Annotated in this window: 22 protein-coding genes; 14 read left to right on the top strand and 8 right to left on the bottom strand. The window is 58.7% G+C overall.

Annotation, left to right across the window (positions count from 1 at the left end; genetic code table 11):
- Together K1X75_18005 and K1X75_18000 are read left to right on the top strand one after the other, a co-directional pair.
- On the top strand, window positions 1-2,126 hold a 2,126-nt coding region (locus K1X75_18005), incomplete at its 5' end, for a hypothetical protein (protein ID MBX7059961.1).
- Entirely contained in the window at window positions 2,127-2,711 is a 585-nt protein-coding gene (locus K1X75_18000; GenBank protein ID MBX7059960.1) for a hypothetical protein, read from the top strand.
- A gap of 206 nt (window positions 2,712-2,917) precedes the next feature.
- Here the strand turns inward: K1X75_18000 and K1X75_17995 are convergent, their stop codons facing one another.
- Window positions 2,918-4,207, bottom strand: a complete 1,290-nt coding sequence (locus K1X75_17995; protein MBX7059959.1) for a DDE-type integrase/transposase/recombinase — start codon at window positions 4,205-4,207, stop codon at window positions 2,918-2,920.
- A 2,277-nt stretch (window positions 4,208-6,484) separates the two neighbouring features.
- Here K1X75_17995 and K1X75_17990 point away from each other — a divergent pair.
- Both K1X75_17990 and K1X75_17985 read left to right on the top strand, forming a co-directional pair.
- The gene (locus K1X75_17990) at window positions 6,485-7,858 is read left to right on the top strand and encodes an HNH/ENDO VII family nuclease (GenBank protein ID MBX7059958.1); all 1,374 of its coding nucleotides are present in this window, start codon (window positions 6,485-6,487) and stop codon (window positions 7,856-7,858) included.
- 2 nt (window positions 7,859-7,860) lie between these two features.
- Window positions 7,861-8,454 (top strand): suppressor of fused domain protein, encoded by a 594-nt coding sequence (locus K1X75_17985; protein ID MBX7059957.1) that lies wholly within the window; start codon window positions 7,861-7,863, stop codon window positions 8,452-8,454.
- A gap of 313 nt (window positions 8,455-8,767) precedes the next feature.
- Here K1X75_17985 and K1X75_17980 read toward each other — a convergent pair whose 3' ends face one another.
- From K1X75_17980 to K1X75_17970, 3 genes are all read right to left on the bottom strand, one after another.
- On the bottom strand, window positions 8,768-9,784 hold the full coding sequence (locus K1X75_17980) for a hypothetical protein (GenBank protein ID MBX7059956.1): 1,017 nt from the start codon (window positions 9,782-9,784) through the stop codon (window positions 8,768-8,770).
- A gap of 179 nt (window positions 9,785-9,963) precedes the next feature.
- Window positions 9,964-10,602: a hypothetical protein gene (locus K1X75_17975; protein ID MBX7059955.1), complete on the bottom strand. Its 639-nt coding sequence runs from the start codon at window positions 10,600-10,602 to the stop codon at window positions 9,964-9,966.
- 158 nt (window positions 10,603-10,760) lie between these two features.
- The gene (locus tag K1X75_17970) at window positions 10,761-11,657 is read right to left on the bottom strand and encodes a mechanosensitive ion channel (GenBank protein ID MBX7059954.1); all 897 of its coding nucleotides are present in this window, start codon (window positions 11,655-11,657) and stop codon (window positions 10,761-10,763) included.
- Window positions 11,658-11,753: 96 nt separating this feature from the next.
- Here K1X75_17970 and K1X75_17965 point away from each other — a divergent pair, with 96 nt between their 5' ends.
- Window positions 11,754-12,395 carry a LemA family protein gene (locus tag K1X75_17965; protein MBX7059953.1) on the top strand — a complete coding sequence of 214 codons (642 nt, stop codon included), beginning with the start codon at window positions 11,754-11,756 and terminating at the stop codon, window positions 12,393-12,395.
- Window positions 12,396-12,420: 25 nt separating this feature from the next.
- Here K1X75_17965 and K1X75_17960 read toward each other — a convergent pair whose 3' ends face one another.
- Window positions 12,421-14,028 (bottom strand): methylcrotonoyl-CoA carboxylase, encoded by a 1,608-nt coding sequence (locus K1X75_17960; protein MBX7059952.1) that lies wholly within the window; start codon window positions 14,026-14,028, stop codon window positions 12,421-12,423.
- A gap of 281 nt (window positions 14,029-14,309) precedes the next feature.
- On the opposite strand from K1X75_17960, the gene K1X75_17955 reads away from it, so the two are divergent.
- Genes K1X75_17955 through K1X75_17945 form a run of 3 tightly spaced genes read left to right on the top strand, consistent with a single transcriptional unit; the run spans window position 14,310 to window position 16,043 of the window.
- Window positions 14,310-15,188 (top strand): hypothetical protein, encoded by an 879-nt coding sequence (locus tag K1X75_17955; GenBank protein ID MBX7059951.1) that lies wholly within the window; start codon window positions 14,310-14,312, stop codon window positions 15,186-15,188.
- Window positions 15,185-15,511 (top strand): STAS-like domain-containing protein, encoded by a 327-nt coding sequence (locus tag K1X75_17950; GenBank protein MBX7059950.1) that lies wholly within the window; start codon window positions 15,185-15,187, stop codon window positions 15,509-15,511. The genes K1X75_17955 and K1X75_17950 overlap by 4 nt, the downstream gene beginning before the upstream one ends.
- Window positions 15,512-15,539: 28 nt before the next feature.
- Complete coding sequence (locus K1X75_17945; GenBank protein ID MBX7059949.1) at window positions 15,540-16,043, top strand: hypothetical protein; 504 nt, start codon at window positions 15,540-15,542, stop codon at window positions 16,041-16,043.
- 3 nt (window positions 16,044-16,046) lie between these two features.
- Here the strand turns inward: K1X75_17945 and K1X75_17940 are convergent, their stop codons facing one another.
- Window positions 16,047-17,093 (bottom strand): trypsin-like peptidase domain-containing protein, encoded by a 1,047-nt coding sequence (locus tag K1X75_17940; GenBank protein ID MBX7059948.1) that lies wholly within the window; start codon window positions 17,091-17,093, stop codon window positions 16,047-16,049.
- Between the two features lie 216 nt (window positions 17,094-17,309).
- On the opposite strand from K1X75_17940, the gene lon reads away from it, so the two are divergent.
- The 3 genes from lon (at window position 17,310) to K1X75_17925 (ending at window position 22,386) form a co-directional block, all read left to right on the top strand.
- Complete coding sequence (gene lon / locus K1X75_17935; GenBank protein MBX7059947.1) at window positions 17,310-19,757, top strand: endopeptidase La; 2,448 nt, start codon at window positions 17,310-17,312, stop codon at window positions 19,755-19,757.
- 77 nt (window positions 19,758-19,834) lie between these two features.
- On the top strand, window positions 19,835-21,337 hold the full coding sequence (locus K1X75_17930; GenBank protein MBX7059946.1) for a hypothetical protein: 1,503 nt from the start codon (window positions 19,835-19,837) through the stop codon (window positions 21,335-21,337).
- The gene (locus K1X75_17925) at window positions 21,334-22,386 is read left to right on the top strand and encodes a succinylglutamate desuccinylase/aspartoacylase family protein (GenBank protein ID MBX7059945.1); all 1,053 of its coding nucleotides are present in this window, start codon (window positions 21,334-21,336) and stop codon (window positions 22,384-22,386) included. The genes K1X75_17930 and K1X75_17925 overlap by 4 nt, the downstream gene beginning before the upstream one ends.
- On the opposite strand, the gene K1X75_17920 is transcribed toward K1X75_17925, so the two are convergent.
- Entirely contained in the window at window positions 22,347-22,811 is a 465-nt protein-coding gene (locus tag K1X75_17920) for a PaaI family thioesterase (protein MBX7059944.1), read from the bottom strand. The genes K1X75_17925 and K1X75_17920 overlap by 40 nt on opposite strands.
- A 123-nt stretch (window positions 22,812-22,934) precedes the next feature.
- Here K1X75_17920 and K1X75_17915 point away from each other — a divergent pair, with 123 nt between their 5' ends.
- Window positions 22,935-23,678, top strand: a complete 744-nt coding sequence (locus K1X75_17915) for a hypothetical protein (GenBank protein MBX7059943.1) — start codon at window positions 22,935-22,937, stop codon at window positions 23,676-23,678.
- Window positions 23,679-23,702: 24 nt separating this feature from the next.
- Window positions 23,703-24,239: an SRPBCC family protein gene (locus K1X75_17910; protein MBX7059942.1), complete on the top strand. Its 537-nt coding sequence runs from the start codon at window positions 23,703-23,705 to the stop codon at window positions 24,237-24,239.
- An 88-nt stretch (window positions 24,240-24,327) separates the two neighbouring features.
- Here the strand turns inward: K1X75_17910 and K1X75_17905 are convergent, their stop codons facing one another.
- Window positions 24,328-25,629 carry an O-acetylhomoserine aminocarboxypropyltransferase/cysteine synthase gene (locus K1X75_17905; protein ID MBX7059941.1) on the bottom strand — a complete coding sequence of 434 codons (1,302 nt, stop codon included), beginning with the start codon at window positions 25,627-25,629 and terminating at the stop codon, window positions 24,328-24,330.
- Between the two features lie 109 nt (window positions 25,630-25,738).
- On the opposite strand from K1X75_17905, the gene K1X75_17900 reads away from it, so the two are divergent.
- Window positions 25,739-26,172: hypothetical protein (locus K1X75_17900; GenBank protein MBX7059940.1), on the top strand; the 434-nt coding region annotated here is incomplete at its 3' end.

The following is a 26,172-nucleotide window of genomic DNA, read 5'->3' as shown; positions in this document are numbered from 1 at the left end:
CTGCCAGCGGAACTGCTGCGGGTATCAATGCCGGCTTACAACTGGCAGTGCAGGCGGGAGCTCTGGCGCAGACGGCGCAGGCATTGCAGTATGCGTCGGCCTTCGCCGGCGGCGCAGGTGCACTGTACAGCGCAGGCGCACAGTATGATGCACATGGCAATTACACCGGCTGGAAGTTTGACGGAAATCAGGGAGCGCTCTCCGCGCTTGGCTATGCCTTGAACGGTGCAATACCCGGCGAAGGCAACTGGTACAACGATGGTCTTCTCGGCAGCGGCTTTGGTCTGACGGGCGATGCGAAGGCGCTGGCCAGCAGCTTCACCACGACAGCGGCCAACACCTTCATCCAGGAATACAAATTCACCCATGGTCACCGGAACAACTACCTGAATCTGACAGCTGCTGGACCGGAGGCTCTGGGCAATCTTGTGGCGCTGGCAATGAACAGTGCGCCAGTGCGCTCTACTATTGAGGAGAGTATACTGACGCTGGCAGAACGATATTCGCCCACAGGACGCGAAGGCAGTGCGGCGGTTCTTCTGGCGGCTGTTGCCAGCGGAGGACGGCGGCGTGAAGACGGCAGTGTGGATACAAGCGGGCTGCAGGGAGATCTGGCGCGACGCATTCGATTGGCTTACGGAGCAGGCGGCATCTTTGGCAAAAAGTCTGATGCCAATGGCCGACGCGCACGCGCCTTTGAAGATGCAGTCAAAGCAGAACTCAGTCGACCGGGCGGCATGACGCCAGAGGGACTCGAAGCGACGCTGAGCCGACTGGGGCTGGAACCCCAGCAGCTGTTCACATCCGACGTCAACGCCGGCATGCGCTATCTGCAGAACTGGAGACCGCCAGCGCCGGTGGTTGCGCCTTCTCCCGGACAGGCAGGGTTCATCGGGCCGCTCAGCGCCAATCAAGCAGTTGCATATGGCGCCGGCGAACTACGAATGCAGGCGGCGGTTCAACTGGCGCAACGCGCCACCGATGCACACTTCAACGGCGCCGGCCGACGATTGCATGAAACAGAGTATTTCCGGGAGCAACTGGCCTCGCTGGTTGGCGAACGTGACGCCGATCGTTTTCTCACGACTCGAAGTGCCGAGGGCAATCGAGCTGTGTCGGACGGATTTGCTGGTTCATGGGCGACGTATCCCGGTCGCTTTGTTGGCGATATTCTGGATAATCCCTTTTTATCCGGTCCGATCTATCCATTGCTGGGCGTGGGCGATCGGGTGCGGGGGTGGATCAACGGCGCGCTTGGCGTGGATGACGTGCTTCCATCTGACAGGGACGCCTACGATGCGCGAAGGCTGGGTTATGGCGATGATGCTGCGGCTCTGGTCGGGCAACGTGCAGGTTATACTTCGCGGAATCTGAACCTCGGCGCCTTTGGCGGGCGTGCAACGCAGTTCATTGCGGAGATAGCCGCAGGCATGGGTTTCGAGTCCATAGTCGCGCGCCTGGGGAGCGCCGCGCCGCGGCTGGCCAGGGCTGCGGCCAATGAAGCAGCAGCGGCCGCCGCAGCCGAACATTCTGCCGGTCCGATCCGGGGCCTGCTGAATCGCCTATCAGATAGGGTGGTAGGGTCCAGCGATGATTTTGCCCGCGCCATGTTCGGTGAGGCCAGACTGGATGGACGGGCCGTGGAGGCGGCAAGGGCGGCCAATAGTGCGACACGACCTTTTGGTCGCGGACCCGCTTTCGATCTTCACAGTGAGCAAGGCGTTGTTAATGCGATAAATCATAACGCTGACGTCGCAACTGCTCTCACTCGTCGCGCACTCAGTCGTGGACGAATCAACTCTGGTGCTTCACCTTTCGGGACGAGAGCCCATTCGTATTTCGAAAAGCTCAATAATCGGCTGAATCGCCGCATGGTCGATTCGGGAAGCAGCTTTCGATTGCGTGCAGAGGTTTTCCGAGACGCGATGGGTCGCGATGTTTCGCGACGAGCTGCAGGTTCGATCGGTGCTGACGCATTGCTTCTCAACACAAGAGACTCGACGTTCAAGCGGGTCTTTGATCTAAAGACATATGGGACTACGCAGTACCCGATTTCAGGCAGCAGGCAACAGCTATTCTGGAAGAGGTTTCAAGCCTTTGCAGAAGAAATATATAGGCGAAGATAAATGAACGAAGCGGAATTTGACAAACTTGCCAATGAATTGTTCGGCGACGCTCTGCTGCCGCACGGGTTCACGTCAGAGGGGTCTCGTTTTTGCACTTTTCATCGAAAGGCTAAGGCTAACGAAGACGTGCACCATTTAATCATGCCGGACATAGGCTCAAGAGGCGTGTGGTACGACATAAAGGTAGCTGCCGTTTCTCCGAAGCTGGACCCATTGTTTGATAAAAAGTTTCCTGATGAAATCGGCATGTTTACGAACAACCTGCTGAGTAAATACGATGGCGTAGGCATCACCCAGCAGCAGTTTAATTGCAAAACTGAAGAGAACTTCCGGCGTCTCTTTGAGAAAGACGTACGCCCGCTCCTGGAGAACCAAGCGATACCGTTTCTAGACAAGATACAAACAATAGGTGACCTTTTGCCGCTAATCACAATAGACTTTGTGCGGGGCTTGGCGCTGCATTCGATTGGAAAGAAAAAGGAAGCGGTTCCCTTGCTCGAGGCTGCAGTTGCACAATTTTCGGGAGAGAAAGACCCTGATTTGAAAGCGACCGTGCATCATATCGAAGAGATTCTGAAAGGATAAAAGACAAAGCGGTCGGCGCAATTTTTGCTGGGCTGCGTCCACGACGAGTTGCAGGGAGATCGTACGGGGCTGCGTCCACGACGAGTTGCAGGGGGACCGTACGCATTTGCGTACGGTTTCTGAAGAGCATGACCAGGGCTAACTCAAAGACGAGAACAGGCGGCGAAGCCGCCTGTCTATCCGCCGATCAGACTTTCGGCGGCGTTCTACTCCTGCAATGCAGCAGTGTGGGCGGAAATCACTTGAGTTTTACAGGCCCTGCAATCGAATTTTTGGTTCTCTTCGATGCGCAGAGCGCGCGCTGCTACAATTCTGGCGGAGAACCGACCGCGATCGGGAATTTCTCCGTGAAAGGCCTGCAGCGGTCGCGTACCGTGGAGAGATCCGTGGCAACGACTGTTGTAGTCCTTGACTGCATCATCAATGGCTTCCTGCAACCCAGCCAGAGTTGTGAAGACACGGCCTTGAATGTACTGCCCTTTCAACATGCGATGGATGGCTTCGGCCATGGAGTTCGAGAAGGTTATGTCCTTCTGGGCCACCAGCCGACGAACACGATCGGGAGCGCTGTCTGTCAGTTCAGCAAGTTCTCCTTTGTTTTCGGAGCCGTCATCGACAATGAGATCAACAGGCGAAGCGAGAATCGCTGCATGGCGGTCGAGAACGCCTTCGAGGATCGAGCGCCAGAGCGTGGCGGATGCCGAGAAGCTGGCTACAGCAGCCAGAATGCATCTGGAGAAGTTGTCCATCAGGACATGCACATGCACCATGCGGTGATCGCTCAAGAACAGGCGCGTGACATCGGCATGCAGGATTTGACCCGGCGATTCTGCTCGAATCCCGATCGGGCTTTTCCGGCGGAAGCTCCTGAATACCCGGGAAAGACCGAGTGCGCGACAGTGTCTGTAGAATGCAGATTTTCCGCAGTAGAGAGCGCCATCCTCCAGCATCTGGAAGTAGATGGAAATGAGCGGCCAGCACTTGAATGCTGGATTGTGCGCGTAGCGCACAATCGCCTGCTCTTCGGATCGAGCCAGTTGCAGCGGGTTTCTGATTCTACAGAGTCCATAGATCGAGGATTTGCAGGCTTCGATGTGGCGCTGCCAGTGACGGATCTGCTGCGAGGTGATGCCGAGCGAACGGAGATACAGGGCTCGGACACTGCCGCAGAGCCGCTGCGCCCTGCTTACAATCCTGGCCCTGGCTCTGGCCAGTCGCTGTTTGGCGCCCTTAAAGGAATAGAGCGCCTGCCTGAGTATGCGATTGGCTGCCAGCAATGCGCGAATGATCCGGTAAAGCTCCGGGCGAGCAAGGGCTTCTTTGATGGTCTCCAGCCTCTGGTTTGCGCCGCCGACTCCAGGCAATTGAATGAGTTTTCCGAAATCCTGGCTGCGCCATCTGGCGCGGGTGCTGCGTGGAATGGATCGGCGCGCAGGCGGCGGGAGCAGTCCCGCCGCACAGGCGATCTTGATGTCGCTGTGGTAGCATTGTTGCACGAAGCAAAGACGGTTTCAGGAACAGTGCCGGGAAATTTGGAGAAAACGAGAGCAGTCTCTGCGAGAAAATGTGAAAATTTCACGAACGCTGCACAGAGAGCAGCTTCTGGGAGTTATTCCGCATTGGACAGAAGAGAAAACTTCAATTTTCTCTTGCACAACTGAATCGATATTCTTGAATGTTTAAGAATTCATGCGCACAAAAACTGCGTATGTTCTTTAACAGGACCCGCAGACTGGCGAATAGCCGGGAAGCGGAGAGTAGAGCAAAAGGACGGAGTAGATTCGTGTGCGGGACAGGCATGGCCTCCGACCGCGGCGAAGCATCCGGGAGGACAGGCAATTCCGCAGACAGTCTGCGGAATTGAAAAATCACGACCGCGCCCCTGCGCGAGGGACGCGAAGGGTGCGAAGCAGACCCAGCCCTCGCGTTGCGAGAGGCTGGGGCCGAGCGAATAGCGAGCCCGCAGCGGCCCGACCCGAGCGCAGCGAGGGGCGCGCCCATACAGAGAGCGGCGCAACGCGCCGCCGGAAGCGAGACCCTGGCTCGCTTCCGGCAGAAAGGCCAGAACGTTAGTCTGGCCGAAACTCAGCGAGAAAGCACACACTGAGACGCGAGCCAGGAGTGGCGAGCGCGTCCAGAGGCTCGGGCACGGATGCCCGCGCCTCTGGACCAGTGTGTGCTGAATCGCCAACGGCTATGTGTCGTATGATGTGGATGGCAAGTTTGATCAGTTCAAGAAAGATCTCTCGAATGAAGAGTTCAATTTCGCGAATTTGCAGAGCATACTGGATTCTCTTTCCACGAAGTCAGAAGTGGAGATCGAGAGCTTCTTTCACGTTGCCAACCTGAAGCTGACACGAGTCTTCGAGAAGGTAATGGGCGTTGGCACGGGACAGCAACGCGAGACTGCCCGCGATGCTAACACCATTGGCGATTTCGGCATCTGGGCTGGAGCGGCGCCGGGGCAGGATAAGGGAGTAGCGAATATCAATCAGGTTTTTGATCAACTGCATCCGGATGATCAAAAGCGCATTCTGGACACCGGTTTTCCCAGGGAATACTGGGGTCTCTTCGACGGATTCGGAGAGTTGGGCGCGGCAGGGGCAAGACCCTCGAACATCATCAGCGGCTTTTATGTGCAGCTGCAACTGGCCAAGATCTACCAGGGCTACAAGCAGAGCCAGAGCATTGAGCGAGCGGGGTATGTAGATCCGGTTATTGCCACGATCAATCGCGTCAATCCAGTGTACCTTACGGCAAACGCTGTGGCCCAGACCGAGATCAATGTGCAGGTGCACGGCAAGGATCGCAACGCACAGATGGGCGTACAGACTCTGGCGGCAGTGGATTCCTTTATGGAAACCGCCGGTCCGGTGGTTTCCTTTTTCAATCCGGCTGCGGGTCTGCTGATGATTGCAGCAGGAGCTGCGATTCACACGGATACGGAGAACGGAACTTACAGCGTCAGTTACAACGACAGGGAATGGACGGAGGTCGGGCTTTCGGCGGCGCTGGTAGGAGTGGCAGCGTGGGCCAAAGAAGCCGCTGCGGCCGCGAAGGCTGCCAAAGTGGCCAAGGGAGTGTCGGAAGCGGCGCGGGTCGCCGAGCTTGCACAGACGACTCTGAGGACAGCACAGATTGCCAAACAGGCATTTCAGGCCGGCGCACAGTATGATGCTCGCGGCAACTACGAAGGCTGGGGCTGGAGCGACACCGGCTTTGCCGCTTTTGGCGTCGGTCTGCTGGTAGGAGAGTTGGGACCGGAGGGAGCGGAGGGCGCGTTTGCCGGCACACTGGCTTCGAATGCGACGACTGCCTTCATCCAGGAATACAAGTTCACTCATGGCCACCAGAACAACTATCTGGCCTTCAACCGCGGCAGCGGCGCCGAGCTTGGCGCGCTGATTGGCACGGCGTTTAATGCAGGTCATGCCGAGCAGAGCTGGCAGCAGAAGCAGCGTCTGCAACGGGCGCAGGAAGTACAGCAGCAGCTGGAATTCCAGGAAATGGCAAAGCAGGCCAGAGAGGCAGGGCTTGCACAGCTTGCCGCTGCATTGACGGCTGCGGCGGTGCGGCCGGGACAGGATGGCAGAGAACAGGCTTTCGCTGCATTGACCAACGCGCGCATTCAATTTCTGCGCAAGTATGGTCACGATAGCTTCACCGATCTGGAAAACGACTTCACCAGCGGCGAAGCGGGCAGTCTCTACAATCGGCAGACGATAGCAGACACGGATCGTTTTCTGCAACAGGGCGCGCTACTGGGCTTTGATATGAACCGCATGATGCGGACCACGCTGATGGGCCGCATGAAGCTGGAGGGTAACACCGAGGCGCAGATCAATGCGATGTATGGAGCGGGCAGTTCGCAGGCCAGGGCTTATCAAGATTTTATTAGAGGCCCGGAACTGGCGCCCTATATGGTACAGGCAATTGAGTACGATCTGCGCAGAACCACAGAGCGCTACATTGCGAATAGCGCCGGCATTGGCGCGGTCGGCTTCCGAAGCGATGCGACGGATATGGCACAGGCCCATGCACTGCGCCAGGTTACTGAACGCTGGGGCGCCGGCGCGATGGAGGTGCTTGAGAACTTTAAAAGAAACCGTGCGGAAGACTACGCCTCTCTGCTTCATGGTTTGGATCGCGGGGAATCATTCAACAGCGCCTCTTTCCTGACATCCGCTGAACTGGAGCTTTATGACGATGTCCTGAATCCATTGCGCAGCATGGGACGGAAAGCTACGCTGGCCGGCTTTTTTCTGAACTACAAGGATCCTCCGAATATCAGCAGCGAGGCGCTGGGTCGAGTGATGGTCGGATTGATATGGAACCACGTAGTTTCGGCTCCGGTGGAGCGCTTTGTTCAGTCGCGGAGGGAGGCGGCCCGGCATACCGTAGAGGAATACTACCGTCGTGAATTCGGGGCATCAGCGAATGATATGGAGGCAATTGGCTACTGGGGCGGCGCACCGATAGGAGAACAACAGTCGGCTCATCTGGGCCAGGCTGCCTACTATTCCGCCCTAACACTTGCAAGTCTTGTAGGGGCGGAGCAAATTGTTGCTGCGCGGGTAGCGGGTCTGGCTTCGCGGACATTTCGCGTGGCTGCCCGCGCGGGGGGTGCGATCGGCCGATTGGGAGCGCGCACAGTCGCATTCGGGAGGGAGCTTCGAGCCGGATTCAATTTCAGCGGCGCAGTCGGCGATGCAATGACCGACTTCTACGCAGCCACAAGGAGAGGAGGCGCTGGCTTTAGTGCTGCGGATGTTGCCGGGCTGGGAAGGAGGGGCCCCCAGGCTGCGGTGTTGGCTGAGAGTAACGCTCTCAAGAACCTATATTCACGGCCTGGAAATTATCGCGCGGGTGTGCGCGACACGGTTTGGGAGAACGCAATCGAATCCAGCACCGGCCGCGTTCGAGATCCAATGACCGGAAGGTTCATGTCGGAAACGCAGCCATGGGATATGGGCCACAAGCCAGGTTACGAGTTTAGAAAATTTGTTGAGAGCGCGCGACAGAGAGGCTTGACGAGGCAGCAATTTCTAGATGAATACAATCGAACCAGTCATTATAGGCCGGAATTACCGGCCTCAAATCGTTCACACTATCTCGAAGATTTTTCCGACACCTTCTTTTTAGATTAGCAATGAGCACAACTCCAACGTTACGAAACAAGCAAGTTGCAAAGTGGCTTTCCGCAGTCTTCGACGGGAAAGGGAAGCCACAGGTGCATCTATTCGGTGATGAAAAGAAGGAAAGTTCAGTCTTCATACTCACATGTCAAGACACCCCGCAGAAGGGAGTGAACACCTATGCAACAGTCAGCCTGTCAGACACGATACTTACGCACGATGGAAAGGAGCTGGGTTTGCGGGGGGAGATTATCGCGGTGTGCAGCGCGAAGACAAAAGGCATGGACAACGCGGTTGCTTCTGCGGCGTTCTACGTGATGAATTCTGGATATGAACTTTTTCCGGGCGCGATTTTTCCAGAAGCTCTCGTTGTTTCCGGCACATCGAAGCACTTGAAGCATTTTCTTTTCGCGGTGCCGTTTTTATGGGATAAGATCGAACCCCTCTATGTAGAATCGGTGCGCGTGGCCCCACTACTGGCAGTACCAATTTCCGATAATGAGATGGCTTTTGCTGTAGAGAAAGGTCCGCAGGAATTGGAGCGCCTTCTGGAAAGTTCGCAGGTTGACATCTATGATATTAGCAGGCCTTGCGCCGTTACAAAGTAAGCGCTTTTTCACCGGGCTGCGTCCACGGCGAGCTGCAGGCAAAGCGTACGGGGCTGCGTCCACGGGCCATTTCTCCGGATTTACAGGCCCTGCAATCGAATTCTTGGTTCTCTTCGATGCGCAGAGCGCGCGGGGCTGCGTCCACGGCGAGTTGCAGGCAAAGCGGGGCTGCGTGGCTGCGTCCACGACGAGTTGCAGGGAGACCGTACGCAAATGCGTACGGTATTTCAAGAGTATGACCAGGGCTAGCTCAAAGACCAGGGCAGGCGGCGAAGCCGCCTGCCTATCCCCCGATCGGACTTCTGAAGGCGATCTACTCCGGCGATACGCCGGAGGTTTCGGAAATCACTTGAGTTTTACAGGTCCTGCAATCGAATTTTCGGTTCTCGGCAATACGAATGGCCCGAGCTTCGACTATTCTGGCGGAGAACCGACAGCGATCGGGTATTTCTCCGTGAAAGGCCTGCAGAGGTCGTGTGCCGTGAAGAGATCCGTGGCAACGACTGTTGTAGTCCTTGACTGCATCATCAATGGCTTCCTGCAGTCCATCAAGAGTTGTGAAGACGCGCTCCTGAATGTACTGACCTTTCAGCATTCGATTTATAGCTTCAGCCATGGAGTTCGAGAAGGTTATGTCCTTCTGTGCGACCAGCCGACGAACACGATCGGGAGCGCTGTCTGTCAGTTCAGCAAGATCTCCTTTGTTTTCGGAACCATCGTCGACGATGAGATCAACAGGCGAAGCGAGAATCGCTGCATGGCGGTCAAGAACGCCTTCGAGGATCGAGCGCCAGAGCGTGGCGGATGCCGAGAGGCTGGCTACAGCAGCCAGAATGCATCTGGAGAAGTTGTCCATCAGGACATGCACATGCACCATGCGGTGATCGCTCAAGAACAGGCGCGTGACATCGGCATGCAGGATTTCTCCAGGCCTGCCTGCGCGAATGCCGATTGGATGCTTCCGGCGGAAGCTCCTGAATACCCGGGACAGACCGAGTGCGCGACAGTGTCTGTAGAAGGCAGATTTTCCGCAGTAGAGAGCGCCATCTTCCAGCATCTGGAAGTAGATGGAAATGAGCGGCCAGCACTTGAATTCTGGATTGTGCGCGTAGCGCACAATCGCCTGCTCTTCGGAGCGAGCCAGCTGCAGCGGGCTTCTGATTCTACAGAGTCCATAGATCGAGGATTTGCAGGCTTCGATGTGGCGCTGCCAGTGACGGATCTGCTGCGAGGTGGTGCCGAGCGAACGGAGATAAAGGGCTCGGACACTGCCGCAGAGCATTCCAGCGCGAGCGACAATTCGCGTTTTTTGCTTTGCCAGCCTGGCCACAGGAGGCTTCGCAAGCGAGTTATGTTAGGTTTCGACCGTCAGCGGTGCAATCTCACCGGCTTTACAGACATTGCAATCCGCCCGCTGATTGAGCCTGCATGCAAAGCATTGTCGGAATCGGCGCGACCGTCTATGGCGCTTCAGCGTGCGCCATAAAGGAACTAAATAGTATATAGATATCAACCTGCGACCGGTTGCTGTCGCAATCGATCGTAGATTTGATGCCCGGTCAAAAGCAGCATACCCAGTAGAAAGTACTCGGCAAGACGCACACCAAGAAATTCAATCATTGAAATCTGATCCACTGCCTCCTCGCCACGGTAACAGACAAACTGTTGCTGGATATCGGTGCGTTCAGGCAGCGGATGGCCGACTTGAATCGATCGATTCAGGCTGCTGCCTTCGGGACAGAATAGCAGCTCGAAGGGTTTGTTGTAGATCCAGTTGCCGGGTTGGTCGAGGGCCATGCCCATCAATGCGTAAAAGGCCAATGCCGCGCCGGAAAGCGACGCCGAGCGCACGCGTGCCACGCGGAATGCGACAACGCCGGCCGCCAGCAAGATGGCGCTCATGAAGCCTTCGATCGTACCGGCAGCGACCACAAAGAGAATTGGCACAGCAATTGCCAGAGCCACGCTGGCCAGCGCCAGCAGGGCAATCAGCGGCGCGGGCAATCGTTTTACGAGCGCGTAGGTTCGTGTAAGCAGGCTGGCATTGGCGGCTGGACGCATCGCTGCATCGCCCAGGAATTGACCGCATTTCAGACAGTAGCGCCCCTCGTCTGGATTTTGATGCTCGCAATGTGAACAGATTCGCATGACAAAGCGCGGCTCAGAAAATCCGGGACCTGTCAGAAATGTCGCGTCAATCGATTATTGATGCGGCAATCTTTGTATTTCAATACAGCTGCGCGGATTGGAGGAATTGGGTTTCTTTCGTTCGACGCACCGTCAGCGCCTCTGCAATTTCAGTCCACCTACCAGCCGGCGCGGTCGCCGCGCAACTGAATGCGCGGCTCGCTGGCCAATCGCAACAAGAACTCGCGCCAGATTCGATCCACAATCAGCCGCGTCTTGCGCGGCTCCGTCAGGTGGCGCAGCGAAAGCCGGATTGCGCCGTCGTGGTAGTCCACAAACACTGAAGGCGAAAGCGCGTTGTAGTGAATTGCATATTCCTCTTCCGAACTGCGAATGCGGCGATCCTCCTGGCTGACCTGCTCGATGCTCTCTTCTGCCACCCTCTGCAAAATCTGCGCCGCCCGCTGCCAGTCGCTGTCCAGCGTCAGCGGCGCATTGATCTCGTTCCAGTTGAAAGAAAACTCTTTGCTGGCATTGGACAGCGGCGTGCTGAATAGCAGCGCGTTGGGCACATGCACCACGCGTCCGGTGCTTTGACCGCCGCTCTCGCGCGGCAGCACCTCAATCATTGTAAAGCCAAGCAGGCGAATATCCAGGACGTCGCCAATGTAGTTGCCAATCGCCACGCGGTGTCCCACATTGAAGGGCCGCCGTACCAGAATGTAAAACCATCCGGCGCCGTTGAGGATGACTTCTTTCAAAACAATCAGCACGCCTGCGCCAAACAGACCGATGATCGTCAGCAAGCCTTCCAGCGAGGAGAGCCAGGCGGGGATCAGCATTGCGAAACTGAGCAATAGCGCAACGTAGAATGAAGTATTGCGCCAGCTTTGCAGTTCCAGACGGTCGCCGCGGTAGTGGCGACGCAGCAGGCGCAGCCCGACAAAGCGCAGCAGGGCAACCAGCGCCAGAACAACCGCCGAATAAACCAGCAAAGGCAGAAACTCGGGAATCTGCTGCGAGAGTCGGTTCAGCGCCGAGCGCGCCGCTTCGAGGACTTCATTGAGTGGATGCATCGTCTTCTTTTTTTATTGACCGGCGCTCAGGACGCCCTCGCGTTACTGCGCCAGAGGCGTCGGCAGCGACTTTGAGGCCGGCGCGGGGAAAGATCGATGCAAACAGTACGTCGGGCAAGTTTAATTCTCGCTGCGCTGGCGGCGCTGGCGCTGCTTCCGGGCTGCGGCTACAATACCATCCAGCGCAACGACGAGGCGGTCAAGGCCGCCTGGGCGGAGGTGCTCAACCAGTACCAACGTCGCTTCGACCTGATTCCCAACCTGGTGCGGACCGTAGAAGCCTTTGCCCGCCAGGAGCGCGAAGTGCTGCGTCAGGTTACGGAGGCGCGTTCTCGCGCCGGCTCGATCCAGGCCACGCCAGAGCTGATCAACGATCCGCAGGCCTTTTCGCGCTTCCAGCAATCGCAGGCCCAGCTGGGCGGCGCGCTCAGCCGCTTGCTGGTCGTGGCCGAGAACTATCCGCAATTACGCAGCAACGAAAACTTCCGCGACCTGCAGGCGCAACTGGAAGGTACTGAGAATCGGATCACTGTGGCGCGCAATCGTTACATCCAGTCCGTGCAGGAGTACAACGTCGGCATCCGCACCTTCCCCAACACGGTTACGGCGCGCATCTTTGGCTACACCGAGAAGCCAACCTTCCAGCCGGAAAATGTCGAGCAGATCTCGCGTCCGCCGGAGGTGCGCTTTGGCGAGGACGCGCAGAATCAGCAGGGCGGCGGCGAAGCGCCGCAGTAAGATTCGCGGGCTTCTGAAGCGCCGCTTACATCCGAAACACGCCAAATTTCATTGGCCCAACCGGTGCGTTGTCGGCGGCGGCCAGCGAAAGGGCCAGCGCCTCGCGCGTATGCCAGGGTTGGATGATGCCGTCATCCCACAGCCGCGCGCTGGAATAGAGCGCCGCCGAGCGCGCATTGTATTCTTCGAGGATCGGACGCTTGAAGGCCTCGCGCTCGGCTTCGCTCATTGTCTTCTTTTCACGCGCCAGCTGGTCTTCTTTGACGGTTAAGAGCACGCTGGCCGCTTGCTCTGGACCCATCACGCTGATGCGTGCGTTGGGCCACATCCATAGAAAGCGCGGACCAAAGGCGCGCCCGCACATGCCGTAGTTGCCGGCCCCGTAGCTGCCGCCAATGACCACTGTCAGCTTGGGCACGTTGGCGCAGGACACGGCGTGTACCATCTTGGCGCCGTCGCGAGCAATGCCCGCCGCCTCGTAGGCCTTGCCCACCATGAAGCCGGTAATATTCTGCAAGAAGACCAGCGGCACGCCGCGTTGCGCACAGAGTTCGATGAAGTGCGCCGCCTTAAGCGCGCTTTCCGAAAAGAGCACGCCGTTATTGGCAATGATGCCGACCTGATAGCCTTCGATGTGCGCAAAGCCGGTTACGACCGTCGTGGCGTAGCGCTCCTTGAACTCATCAAGCTCGGAGTCGTCGACCACGCGGGCAATCACCTCGCGAACATCGTAGGGCTTGCGCAGATCGCGCTGGATGACGCCAGCGATTTCTTTTGGATCGTAGGCCGGGGGGCGTGCGGCAATGCGCGGCAGCTGCAAAGCCGGACGATGATTCAAGCTGGCCACAATGCGCCGCGCGGCGTCGATGGCCTGTCCATCGTTTTCGGCATAGTAGTCGGCCACGCCGCTCTTTTCGGCGTGCACCTCGGCGCCGCCCAGTTCGTTAGGCGTTACCTCCACGCCGGTAGCCGCTTTGACCAGCGGCGGGCCGCCCAGAAAGATCGTGCCGTAGCTGCGCACGATGATCGTTTCCTCGGACATCGCCGGAATGTAGGCGCCGCCGGCGGTACAGGAGCCCATCACCACGGCAATCTGGGCAATGCCCTCGGCGGACAGTCGCGCCTGGTTGTAGAAGATGCGTCCAAAGTGTTCGCGATCGGGAAAGACCTCGTCCTGCATCGGTAAGAAGGCGCCGCCGGAATCTACCAGGTAGATGCAGGGCAGACGATTCTCCAGGGCAATCTCCTGGGCGCGCAGATGCTTCTTCACTGTCAGCGGCGTATAGGTTCCGCCCTTGACCGTTGCATCATTGGCAACGATCATGCAATCGACGCCAGAAACGCGGCCGATGCCGCAGACCATGCCGGCTGCCGGCGCCTCAAAGGCGTAGGCGCCGTGTGCGGCAAAGAGTCCGATCTCCAGAAAGGGCGATCCAGGATCCAGCAACAGTCGCAGTCGATCGCGCACAAAGATCTTGCCGCGCGATTCATGCAGGCGGCGCGCCTCGTCGCCGCCGCCCTCGACAATGCGCGCCGCAAGCTCGGCAATGGCCCGGGTCTTTGCCAGAAGATCGTCGCGATTGGCGCGAAATTCTTCGGAATCGGTTCGGAGTCGTGATACGATGCGCGGCATGGCCTGTTTCTTTGAGCAAATTTCGGCCGGAAATAGAACTTCAGAATACGATAGCGGATTTTGTAGTTCTATCGATTGGTGGCAAGATGCCCCCGTTTGAGCTCCCAGTCCTTATTGCCAGGTAGCCCGGTACTGGGTCAAAAATGAAAAAGCGACCCAAAACGGCCCTTGCGCGACGCCTGTCAAAGCGAAAGGCAAAGCGCCAAGAACAGGCACGCAGACGATACCGACGTTGGCGTCGGAGCCAGAATCGCAACAATTTCGGCAAGGCTAGGGCGCGTATGTCGCCACCTCGTAGCTCCCGCCGCACCATAGTCGTTCCGTCAACATTCAGCGTCAGCCGCCAGATGGACGATACTTTGGCGGTCTTTCGGTTCATGGTTAAACATGCCGCAAATCGACACGATATTGCGGTAGACATGAGTAGCGTCAAGTCGATCGACGCCGATGCAATCATTTGCCTGTTGCTCTATCTTCACAACATACAAGTCAGATATCGGCATTGCCGCGTTGAGGGCAATGAACCTCAGGATGCCGAGTGTCGCCGCCTGTTCCGTGCTTCCGGATTTTACCAGGCTATACGGCAAAGCCGCTCGACGCAATTCGAAGAAAACGACGTCTTCTCTGTGAAATCGGGCCGTCACTCTGAGCCCAAGGTAGCTAAGGCAATTGTCGATTTCGCACGCGCGCGGCTGCAAATAAACAAAGGCCCCCAAACCAAGAGCACCTATGCAACTATCTTGGAGTGCATGGCCAACACAGCGAACCACGCATACTCTGAGAGAGGGGAAACATCCCGCTGGTGGTTGCTTGCCGCCCATTCACCTGATTCTGATGAAATCAAGTTTGCGTTCGTTGATAGCGGGCTCGGGATTCCAAGTACCATGAAAAGGAAGCTCACGGAACGTTTATCAATAGCAAGTGACGCGGTGCTCATAACAGAAGCCCTTCGTGGGAACAATCGCACCCGCACCGGGCACGCGAATCGCGGCAAAGGCCTTCCAAAAATCTGCAGCGATGCTCAATCCGGCCACCTGTCGAACTTGACGATATTCTCAAATGGGGGTAGAGTAACGGTGGGGCCTGGCAGTACCAATGAGACATATATCCGTTCAAGCTTTCAAGGGACATTGATAACTTGGTCAATGGTAAGGCGATGACGCGCACTATAAATATTGCTGTCGACTATACTGATACACCGGGCGCTCGGTACATAGCCGATGGACCGTTTTCGGGCGAGCATTTCCGCGAAACCGTGTTGGTCCCGCTCTTTGAGAATTTAAATAGCACAGATAAAGTGGTTATCATTCTAGATGGCGTCGAAGGTTTCGCAACATCATTCTTGGAAGAGGCATTTGGTGGTTTGGCGCGGAAAATTACTCCAGAAAAAGTTCTCAATCACCTTGAATTGGTATCGGCCGAGGATCGCTACCTTGTAGCCGAAATTCATAATTACATCAATGCAGCAAAAGTCCAGTCTTAAGCAAGTCTACATTCTCGGAGCAATCATCTTGGGCGTTGGTCTGATTGCCGCCGCCCTTCGAAATTGGGAATTGTGTGGTGAATTTTGTGCAATTCAGGTGAGCGATCTACTTGAACTCACGGTTGGCATGCTTATTGCCACAAAGGTAGCGCTCGCCGTGGGAAGCAAGATGCAGTCTGCTACGGCGGCATCAGACCATCTTTCCTATTCGCTGCGGGAGTATGAGCAGGAACTTCATTCAATCTATTTCGATTTCGGCGACTATCGGAAAAGACGTGCTAAGGATGTAGAGCGCAGAATTTTGCAGCGGTTCAAGAGAGCTTCAATTCTCGCTGACCGCTGCGAAACAATTGTTAGGAGGAAGGATGGCCTTCAGAGTGAAGCATTGTCGGAGGCTCACATCCGGTTTAAACAGGAAGTGACTGGTGGAGTATTTGGCTCTTCGCGCGACTTTCAGGAGTCGCAGTTATCAAAAATCGACATCGCATATGGGGTCCTGCTAAAGAGAGTCACTGAATTTCTCCTCCATTAGTTGTTACTGTGGCGCGCCCAGCACCACGCGGATGCGCACGCGCTGATCGTTGCGCTGCACCTCGAGGACAATAGCGTCGCCGGCCTTCTTCGACTGAATCAGCTGCACCAGTTCTTGTGGTCCGTTCACCGCCGCGTTGTCTGCCTTCATGATGCGGTCGCCCGGTTCGATGCCGGCGCGTTCCGCCGGACTGCCCACAATCACCTGCGAGACAATGGCGCCGCCGCCCGGCGCCGGCTCCACCCATACGCCCAGCTGCGGCCGCTGCGAATCGTTGTTCTGGTTGGGTCGACCCTCGACAATGCGCTGGATGATCGGGCGCACCTGATTGATTGGAATGGCAAAACCAATGCCCACATTGCCGCCGGTCGGCGAATAGATCATTTGATTGATGCCAACTACTTCGCCGCGCAGATTGAGCAGCGGTCCGCCGGAGTTGCCCTGGTTGATGGAGGCGTCGGTCTGGATCAGTTTGCGTCCGGTGTCATCCACCGCCGAACGCACCGCCGAAATGACGCCGGTGGTAAAGGTGCCGTCCAGTCCAAAGGGGCTGCCCACGGCGATGGCCACATCGCCCACGCGCATGCGATCGGAATCGCCAATCACGGCCGCCTTCAGGTTTTGCTCGCCGCTGACGCGAATCACCGCCACATCGGAGCGGGCATCGGCGCCCAGCACCACGCCGTTCACCTCGCGGCGGTCATTGAGCACCACGCGCACATTGCGCGAGCCGCCGACGACGTGGCGGTTGGTAACAATGATGCCGGCGGCATCGATGATAAAGCCCGTGCCAAAGGAACGCTGTCCGCCGCCAGCGGTCACGATGCTGACCACCGAGGGGCCAACGCTGTCGTGAATGGCGCGAAACACGGTCTGCAGCGCCTGGCTCTCGCGGTAGGCGCGCTCGAAGTCCGACTGGCTGACGCCCTCCGGGGGGTGCAGATGCGCCGGCGGCGTCGATTGGGCCAGCAGCGAGGCGGCGTTGAGGCCGCCCAGAAGCAGGCTGAGGAAAATAATTCTGGATAGGGTAGATGGCGCAGTGTTTCTCATAGCGTATTGTATATATCGAATCGATGGGGAAAAGCCTGACATCGCTTCGCGAAAATACGCCTGACAGAAGGTCCTGGCCCTGTCAATAAGACAGGCGCCTGGGCAGGGGATGCCGCTGGCAGCCCCAGGGACGGCCCCCTTGCCCGGCGCCAGATCTGCATAGCGTAACAGTACGCGATTTATTGAGAAACGCAAGGTAGGACGAGAGTGAGCGCAGTGATACGATACGCCGATCAAAATGTAACCGAGATTCCGCTGAAGGAAATGCCGCGCGAGGCGCCGATTATCCCGCTACGCAATGCCGTGGTGCTGCCCAGCGTGCTCCTGCCGATTTTTGTGGGACGTACGGAATCGGTGAACCTGATCGAAAAGATCGGCAAGCCCGGCTCGCTGGTGGCGCTTTTCACGCAAAAGTCGCCGGGAGACGAAGAGGTCGATGCCGACGGTCTGCATTCCGCTGGCGTGCTGGCTGAAATCCACCGCATCATCCCGATGGGCGAGGGCGGCTACCAGGTGCTGCTGCAGGGCGTGCAGAAGATCGAGCTATTGGGCGTCGTGCAGCAGAAGCCCTACTTGATTGGACGCATCTCCGCCGTCGGCGAGCTGCACGATTGCGAAGAGCGCGCCTACAAGGAGTTCCAGGAACACGTCATCCGCTACATCAAAATCCATCCAACGATTCCCGACGAAATCATTGGCTTTGTAAAACGTCTGACCAATCCCAGCGCCCTGGCCAACCAGATCGTCTTTTTCAGCCAGCGCGAGATCCAGGAGAAGATTCAGTTCCTGCGCATCTCTTCCGTCGCGGAGAAAGTGGATACGCTGCAGACCACGCTGATCGAAGAGACCAACCAGCTGCAGATGGAGCGCGAGGTCCGCGATAAGGTCGAAGAGGATTCCCAGAAGATGCAGCGCGAGTTCTATCTGCGCAAGCAGATGGAAACGATTCGCAAAGAACTGGGCGACGACGAAGGCGAAGAAACCGAAGAGCTGGAGAAACAGCTGGCCGAGATGTGGCTGCCCGACGAGGTGCGCAAGTCGGTCAGCAAGGAGCTCAAGCGCCTGAAACGCCTCAGCGATTCGCCGCACGGCGGCGGCATGGAGGGCGCACAGATTCGCAACTGGCTGGAACTGATTTCCGAGTTGCCCTGGCAGCACGGCGACATGCGCGAGATCTCCTTGAAGAGCGCCGCCCAGGTTCTGGACGAGGACCACGAAGGTCTGGAAGAAGTCAAGAAGCGCATCCTGGAATTTCTGGCAGTAGAAAAGCAGACCGGCGGATCGAAGGCGCCCATTCTGTTGCTGGTAGGTCCGCCGGGCGTGGGCAAGACCTCGCTGGCGCGCTCCATTGCTCGCGCTGTGCATCGTCCCATGGTGCGCGCCGCACTGGGCGGCGTGCGCGACGAGGCCGAGATTCGCGGCCACCGCCGCACCTACGTTGGCGCACTGCCGGGTAAGATCCTTTCCGCCATGAAAAAGGCGGAGGCCACCGATCCGGTCTTTCTGCTCGATGAGATCGACAAGACCGGCGTATCCTACCAGGGCGATCCCTCCGCCGCGCTGCTGGAGGTTCTGGATCCTGAGCAAAACCACACCTTCGAAGATCATTACCTGGGATTGCCATACGATCTCAGTCGCGTGCTGTTCATTGCAACGGCCAACAGTCTGGACAGCATTCCGCTGCCCTTGATCGATCGCATGGAGGTTGTCCAGCTCTCCGGCTATACGGCCGCCGAGAAACTGGCCATCGCTCGCAATCATCTGATTCCGCGCATCCTGGAGGATCTGAAGATACCAGCGGGACAGCTAACTTTCAGCGAGGCGGCCATCGAGAAGGTCGTCGAGTCGCATACCCGCGAGGCCGGCGTCCGATCCCTGAAGCGCAAGCTGGAGTCGCTGGCGCGCAAGGCGCTGCGCGAGCTTCTGGAAAAACAGGAGGCGAGCGATAATGCGGCGGCGGCGACGCCCGGCGCCACTAAGTTTGAGGCCGCCGACGTTACGCGACTGTTGGGCCGCGACCGCTTCTTCCGCGACAGCAACGAGGAGAGCGCCATTCCCGGCGTCGCTGTGGGCCTGGCCTGGACGCCGGTTGGCGGCGATATCCTCTATATAGAAGCATCCGCTTATCCAGGCAAGGGCGAGTTGAAGCTCTCCGGACAGCTGGGCGATGTAATGAAGGAATCGGCCCATGCGGCGCTTTCTTTCCTGAAGGCGCACGCCGGCCTGCTTGGCATCCACGCCGACGAATTTGCCCGTCGCGATGTGCACATCCATATTCCCAGCGGCGCCATTCCCAAGGACGGACCCTCGGCCGGCGTAACGCTGCTCAGCGCTCTGGCCAGTCTCTTTACCGGCGAGCCGGTAGCGCAGGGCCTGGCAATGACCGGCGAGATCTCGCTGCGCGGCCGCATTCTGCCAGTGGGCGGCATCAAGGAGAAGGTGCTGGCGGCGCGCGCCGCAGGCATTACAACCGTGCTTCTGCCGGAAAAGAACCGCGCCGAGTACGAAGAAATTCCGGATCACGTGCGCGAAGGTCTGAGCGTCGAGTACAACTCCGACATGTTGACGCTCTTGCGGCGCACGGTGCCGGACGCCTTTGATCCAGAGCGCCGCGCACGTCGACCGGCTTCCGCTTCGCCGACGACGTCGCGCAGCGGTTGGTAGTCGCTTCGAGTCAGAGTAGCGACCGCCACCACGCGGTCGACTGGCCGGCGCCTGAATGCCGTTGACGGGCGCTGGCCGTGGCCTTCCTTGCGGCCGTGGGCGTTGAGATCACGCAAAGCGAATTTGACGAGGCCGATTTCGTCGAATTTGCGCGGCGCCTTCGCCAGCAATTGGCCGTGCTGCGCGAACTGTTGTATTCCGACGACTTTGGCGCCGGTCCGGTTACCATCGGCGCCGAAACGGAACTGCACCTGGTCGATGACTTGCAACGCCCGATTGGCGTCAACCGTCAGGTGCTTGCCGACTGCCAGAACCAGAATCTGACGCTGGAAGTCGATCGCTTCAACGTCGAGATCAACGCACCGCCACATGCCCTGGCCGGCGCGCCTTTTGGCAAATTGCGGCGCGATCTGGAAATGACCCTGGCCGATTTGCAACGCGCCGCCGCCGCCCACCAGGCGCGCGCCGTCAGCATTGGCATCTTGCCCACCCTGCGCATGGAGGACTTCAACTCCGGCGCGCTCACCGATAACCATCGCTACCGCGCGCTGTCCGCCGGCATTCGCCGCATTCGTCACGAAAACTTTACAGTAGAGATTGATGGACGCCAATCGCTGCGCGCCCAGTGTCCGGATGTCGTCTTCGAAGGCGCCAATACCTCTTTTCAATTGCACCTGCGCGTAGCGGCCTCCGAGTTTGCCGCTGCCTACAATGCCGCGCAGATTGCCACGGGCATTGTACTGGCCGTCGCTGGCAACTCGCCCTTCTTTCTGGATCACGATCTGTGGGATGAAACGCGCATTGCACTGTTCCGGCAGGCGGTGGATGATCGTACTTCGCAGGGCGCGCCGGCCGACGCCTCCCAGGACTGGCGACCGGCGCGCGTTTCCTTCGGTCATGGCTGGGTGCGCCGCGGCGCCTTTGAACTTTTTGCCGAAGCGGTGCGCATGCACGAGCCCTTGATTCCGGTGCTTGCCGAGGACAGGCAGCAAGACGCCGGCGCGCCGGCGCTCAGCGAGTTGCGCCTGCACGAAGGCACCATCTGGCGCTGGAATCGCGCCGTCTATGACCCGATTGACAATGGCCACCTGCGCATCGAAATGCGATCGCTTCCCTCCGGTCCGACGGTCGTCGATATGATGGCCAATGCCGCCTTTCTGATTGGACTCAGCCTGGACCTGCGCGGCGAGGTCGAAGAGCTGCTGCATTCAATGACCTTTGGACATGCGCGTCGCAATTTCTATGAAAGCGCGCGCCATGGTCTTGGCGCACAATTGCTGTGGCCGTCGAGCAGCGCCGCTTCGCCTGGCCTGCAGCCAGCGCCGCAATTGATTGAGGCCATGTTGCCGCGCGCCGAACGCGGCCTGCGCCAGGCCGGCGTCGACGTAGCCGAATGTTCGCAAAACCTGGGCGTCATTGCCAATCGCCTGGCCAGCGGGCAGACCGGCGCGGTCTGGCAGCGCGCAGCCTGGCAGCGCTTGCAGGCCAGGGGGGAGCGCCAATCTCTGGCGCAGATGCTTGGCTGCTACATCGAGCGCAGCGCCGCCGGCGGGGCAGTGCATAGCTGGAGTCTGCCTTGAACGACGAGGCCCAACTTCATGACATGGGCCTGATCGAGTCGCTGACCACGCCAGCCGATCCCCGATCCTGGCTGCATCAGGCCCCCGGCGCCATGCTCTGGCGTCGCGCCGGCCGCGACTCAAGTCGCTGCCGCGCCCTGGTTGGCTTGATTCACGGCAACGAGCCCTCCGGTCTGGCCGGCGTCTGGAGCGCCCTGCAGGCCGAGGTTCAGCCGGCGGTCAATGTGCTGGCCATTGTCGCCTCGGTGCGCGCCGCGCGCCGCGCGCCGCTTTTCAGTCACCGCATGTTGCCCGGCGAACGCGACCTGAATCGCTGCTTTGGTCGCAATGACGGGGTCAGTGTCGTCAGCCGTCTGGCAGCCAATATGCTGGCGGCGCTGCGCGAAGCCAGGCCGGAAGCGGTCGTCGATCTGCACAACAATAGCGGTCACAATCCGGCCTACGGCGTTGGCGTTGGCATCAGCGCCGAGCGCATTGCACTCACGGCGCTTTTTGCGCGCCGCTTTGTTGCATCTCCCTTTCGCCTGGGTTCGCTGATGGAGGCGCTGGCGCCGGAAACGAACATCGTCACCATCGAGTGCGGACGGGCCGGCGATCCCGCCGCCGATGTGGTAGCCGCGACCGGCGCAGCCCGCTTTGTTGAGAAAACCAATCTATTTGAGCCGCCGCCAGCGGAGGCCATCGAACTGCTGGCCGATCCAGTGCGCGTCATGCTGCGCGATGAGATCCAAGTCGCATTTCAAAGCGATCGCCGGCATCCGGCGGATGTAGTGCTTGATCCCGATGTCGATCGCCACAATTTTCAGCGGCTGGCTGCCGGCGCGCATATTGCCTGGGCGCAAAACGCCTCGCGTCTGCCTTTTGTGGCCCTCGATCCAGACGGCGTCGACCGCGCTGCAGAACTCTTTGAATTGCGCGACGGCGGCATTTTTGCGCGCCGGGCGCTGACGCCGATCATGATGACCACCGATGCAGGCATTGCGCGCAGCGATTGTCTTTTCTATGCCGTTCAGCCAGCGGAAGCGCCCGAGGGCGTGCGCAGAATATAAAGCTGCGAGGTAGCGGTGGCGATCAAACGTTTGCGCGCATCGAAGGTTTCGGCGCTGATCAGCATTGTATCAAAGCCGCGACCAATGATCGTCGCTTTCACTTCAATCGTCTCGCCCGGATAGGCGCCGCGCAGATAGTTGAGATGCAAATCCAGAGTGGTAGTAGCGCGTCCGGCGGCCAGATAGCTGAGCGGTCCCATCGTATTGTCCACCGCCGCCGCCAGGAATCCGCCCTGCAAACGACCGGCCGGATTTAAGTGCTTCTCCTGGACCGGAAAGCGACAGATCAGCGAGCGCCGCGGCTCGTAAGCCACAAATTCGCCGTGCAGCTCCAGGAAGGCCGGCGGCGGAATCTGCAGCTGCAGTCCCTCCGGCGCCTTGATGTGTGCGCGCATCTTTTCTTGAATGATTTGATGACCTTCCATGGTACAAGCCAGGACAGCGATGCTGCCAGGACAGCTGACGTCCGCTCTTTTTCCAATTATGAGCAGCAGCGGCGCGCGTTGATTTTGGCTTGCTGAATCTTCCCTGGCAGGATGCCTGGAAAGGTGTCAACACTCTCCCGACCATTCAAGCAGTACCCCGCGCTTCTTTCTGCCATTCTTGTAACCATTGCCCTGTCCTTGAATTGCAAGGCTGGCCTGCAGGCCAGCGCTGATCGCGCTCAGGCCTTTCGTCGCGATTTGCCGGCAGGCAGCCTGGTCTACGCCAGCGGAACGCTGCAGGCCGCGGCGCTGGGCGACCGCGCCTTTGTCGATCCGCGTTCTTATCTGCGCATCGAACGCTACGTGGAGGTTTACGCCTTTGGCGTCGATGCGGCGAATGAGAAAAACTGTCTGAATCTCTGGACGCGCAGCCCCGACCTTGAAATTCAAAAAAGCGCCGCCTGCGCCGGCAAATTCAATCGCGCCTCGTATGTCGGCGAAAAGTTGGTACAGGCCGAACTTAAGCTCACGTTGAGCGACGGTTCGCTTTTGCCCCTGGCCAGCGCCGACTACCGCCTGGCGGGAGCGACGCTGCGTCCGCTGCAGCTCAGCGAAGTAACCCCCTTCCAGAACTTGCGCGCTGCCGAAGATCGGCTCTACATTGAACCATCGTGCATCGAGGCGCCGCGTATTGAATGCGAGCGCCTGCAAATTCTGGTGGCGCCGCTGGATGCAAATGCGACCTACACCGTATTTGGTCGCTGGAATGGCTCAGCGCTGGAAGCGGCGGGCGCCGATCAGCACGGTCTGTTTGTCGTTGCGCCAGGCGACCGCGACGCCGCCCTGGCGGCAATACCTGAGCAATAGACACAACAGCGATCGGGGGGTTGCATGAAAGCACTACGCATTGCCATCGGCGTCATCGTCGCCCTGCTGGCCATCTTTGTTGTCGGCGGACTGGTCCTGCCTTCGAAAACAACGCTGTCGCGCAGCGTTGTGATTCAGGCGCCGCCGGCGGCCATCTTTGCGCATCTTAACGATCTGCGAAAGTTCTACGCCTGGTCGCCGTGGAAGGATATGGAACCGGAAGCCGAAGTAAAGTTCAGCGAAGCGGTCTCCGGTCCGGGCGCCAGTTACAGCTGGCATGGAAAAAAACTGGGCGAGGGAAGCATGACCATCTCGCGACTGGAACCCAACCGAATGCTGGAGACGGCGCTCGACTTCAAGGAGCAGGGCAAGGCTCTGGCGCGCTTTGAACTGCAGACCGTCGAGGGCGGAACGCAGGTGACCTGGTTTTTTGAAAGCGAAGCGCCTGGCTTTGGCGATCGTTGGATGGGTCTGGTAATGCAGTCGATGCTTGGCGGTCAGTACGAGACCGGTCTGCAAGCGCTCAAGAAAGTCGTGGAAGCGGAGGCGGCGGCGCACTAATCGGCGTCGGCAGTCGCTGCGCCATTCAAGCACAAGCCGCAGCGCACACGTCGTGCGTCTGCGGCTTTTCGGATTCCTGCCTGGCCGCTCAGCTTGCGTCCAGGGCCTGCTTCAGATCGGCCTCGATGTCCTCGATGGCTTCGATGCCCACCGAAAGTCGCACATAGTCGGCGCTTACGCCGGTGCTCAATTGTTCGTCGGCCGTAAGCTGGGAGTGCGTGGTGGAGGCCGGATGGATCGCCAGGCTTTTGGCGTCGCCGATGTTGGCCAGGTGCGAGAAGAGTTTCAGATTGTTGATGAACTTCCGGCCGGCTTCCACTCCGCCCTTCACGCCAAAACCAAGCAGCGCTCCAAAGTAACGGCGGTGGAAGTACTTCTGAAACATGGCATGCGCCGGATGCTCCGCCAGGCCAGGATAGTTCACCCAGCTAACTTTGGGATGACCCTTCAGAAATTGTGCGGTCTTCAGCGCGTTGTCGCAATGGCGTTCCATGCGCACGTGCAGCGTCTCCAGTCCTTGTAAAAACATCCAGGCGTTGAAGGGACTCATCGCCGCCCCGATGTCGCGCAGTCCTTGCACACGGGCCTTGATGATGTAGGCGATATTGGCGCCGCCAAAGGGCTGAAAGTTGCCAAAGACATCCCAGTATTTGAGGCCGTGGTAGCTGGGATCGGGCTCGGTAAACATCTTGTGACGACCGGCGCCCCAGTTGAATTTTCCGCCGTCGACAATCATGCCGCCAATGGACGTGCCGTGGCCGCCAATGAATTTGGTGGTGGAATGGATGACAATGTCCGCGCCAAAATCAAAGGGACGGCAAAGGAAAGGCGTGGCCGCCGTATTGTCCACCATCACCGGCACGCCGTCGGCATGGGCGATCTTGCAGATCGCTTCAAAGTCCGGCACTTCCAGCGCCGGATTGGGCAGCGTTTCCAGAAAGACGGCGCGCGTTTTCGCAGTGAAGGCCTTCTTGAAGTTTTGCGGATCGCGCTGATCCACAAATTTTACGGCAATGCCCATCTTGGGCAGCGTGTAGTGAAACAGATTGTAAGTTCCGCCGTACAGTTGTGATGAAGCTACAATTTCGTCGCCGGCCTCGGCCAGATTCAGTATGGCCAGAGTTTCCGCAGCCTGCCCGGAGGATGTAGCCAGACCGGCCACGCCGCCTTCCAGGGCGGCGATGCGCTTTTCCAGCACGTCGCTGGTAGGATTCATGATGCGCGTGTAGATATTGCCAAATTCTTGAAGACCAAATAGCCTGGCGGCGTGGTCGGCGTCGTTGAAGACGTAGGATGTGGTCTGGTAAAGTGGTACGGCGCGCGAATTGGTCGTAGGATCGGGCGCCTGGCCGCCGTGCAGCGCGATTGTCTCTTGTTTGGTCTGACTCATGGGAACTTCCTTGCCCGGCGAACGCCGTTGACTGCTTGGGTCGTTATTAGTTTGGGGAGGTCCGGGTCAAGCAAAGAAACCGTAGCCGAATGGCCGGCGCTTGCTGCTGATGTTCTGGAGCGAATCGATCATGTCCGATGATGTAGAGTCCGCGACTGCGCGCTGGGGCGGCCCGGCGCTGCTGCTTCATCCGCTGGCCGGCGCACTGACGGCGCTGGCCAGTTTCGTCGCGGCCAGTTCGGCGCGGATCTTTGGCGATGCGCCGCCGGCCGCCGCCGCCTTCCTGGCCGCTTTTCCTTTTGCGCTCAGCGCTGCCTTTATTCCGCGCCTCCTGCCGCGTCATGCCTTCTTGATTCTCGTTCCCTCCATCGCCTTGCAAGCTCTCGCCGTCCTTATTCAAACGGCCGCTGGCTGGAACAACGCCTCCAACGGCTGGTTCGACTGGGCGGCCTTTGCCGTAGTGCAGTCCATGCTCTGGCTGCTGGCCGCCGCCGGACTCTGGATGCGCGCGCGCCGCATGCCCTTTGAGGTGCGACGCTGCGA

The organism is Leptospirales bacterium (assembly GCA_019694655.1).
In the GTDB taxonomy this organism is placed as follows: Bacteria; Spirochaetota; Leptospiria; order Leptospirales; family Leptonemataceae; genus SSF53.
This window is presented reverse-complemented; position numbering and strand designations above follow the sequence as displayed.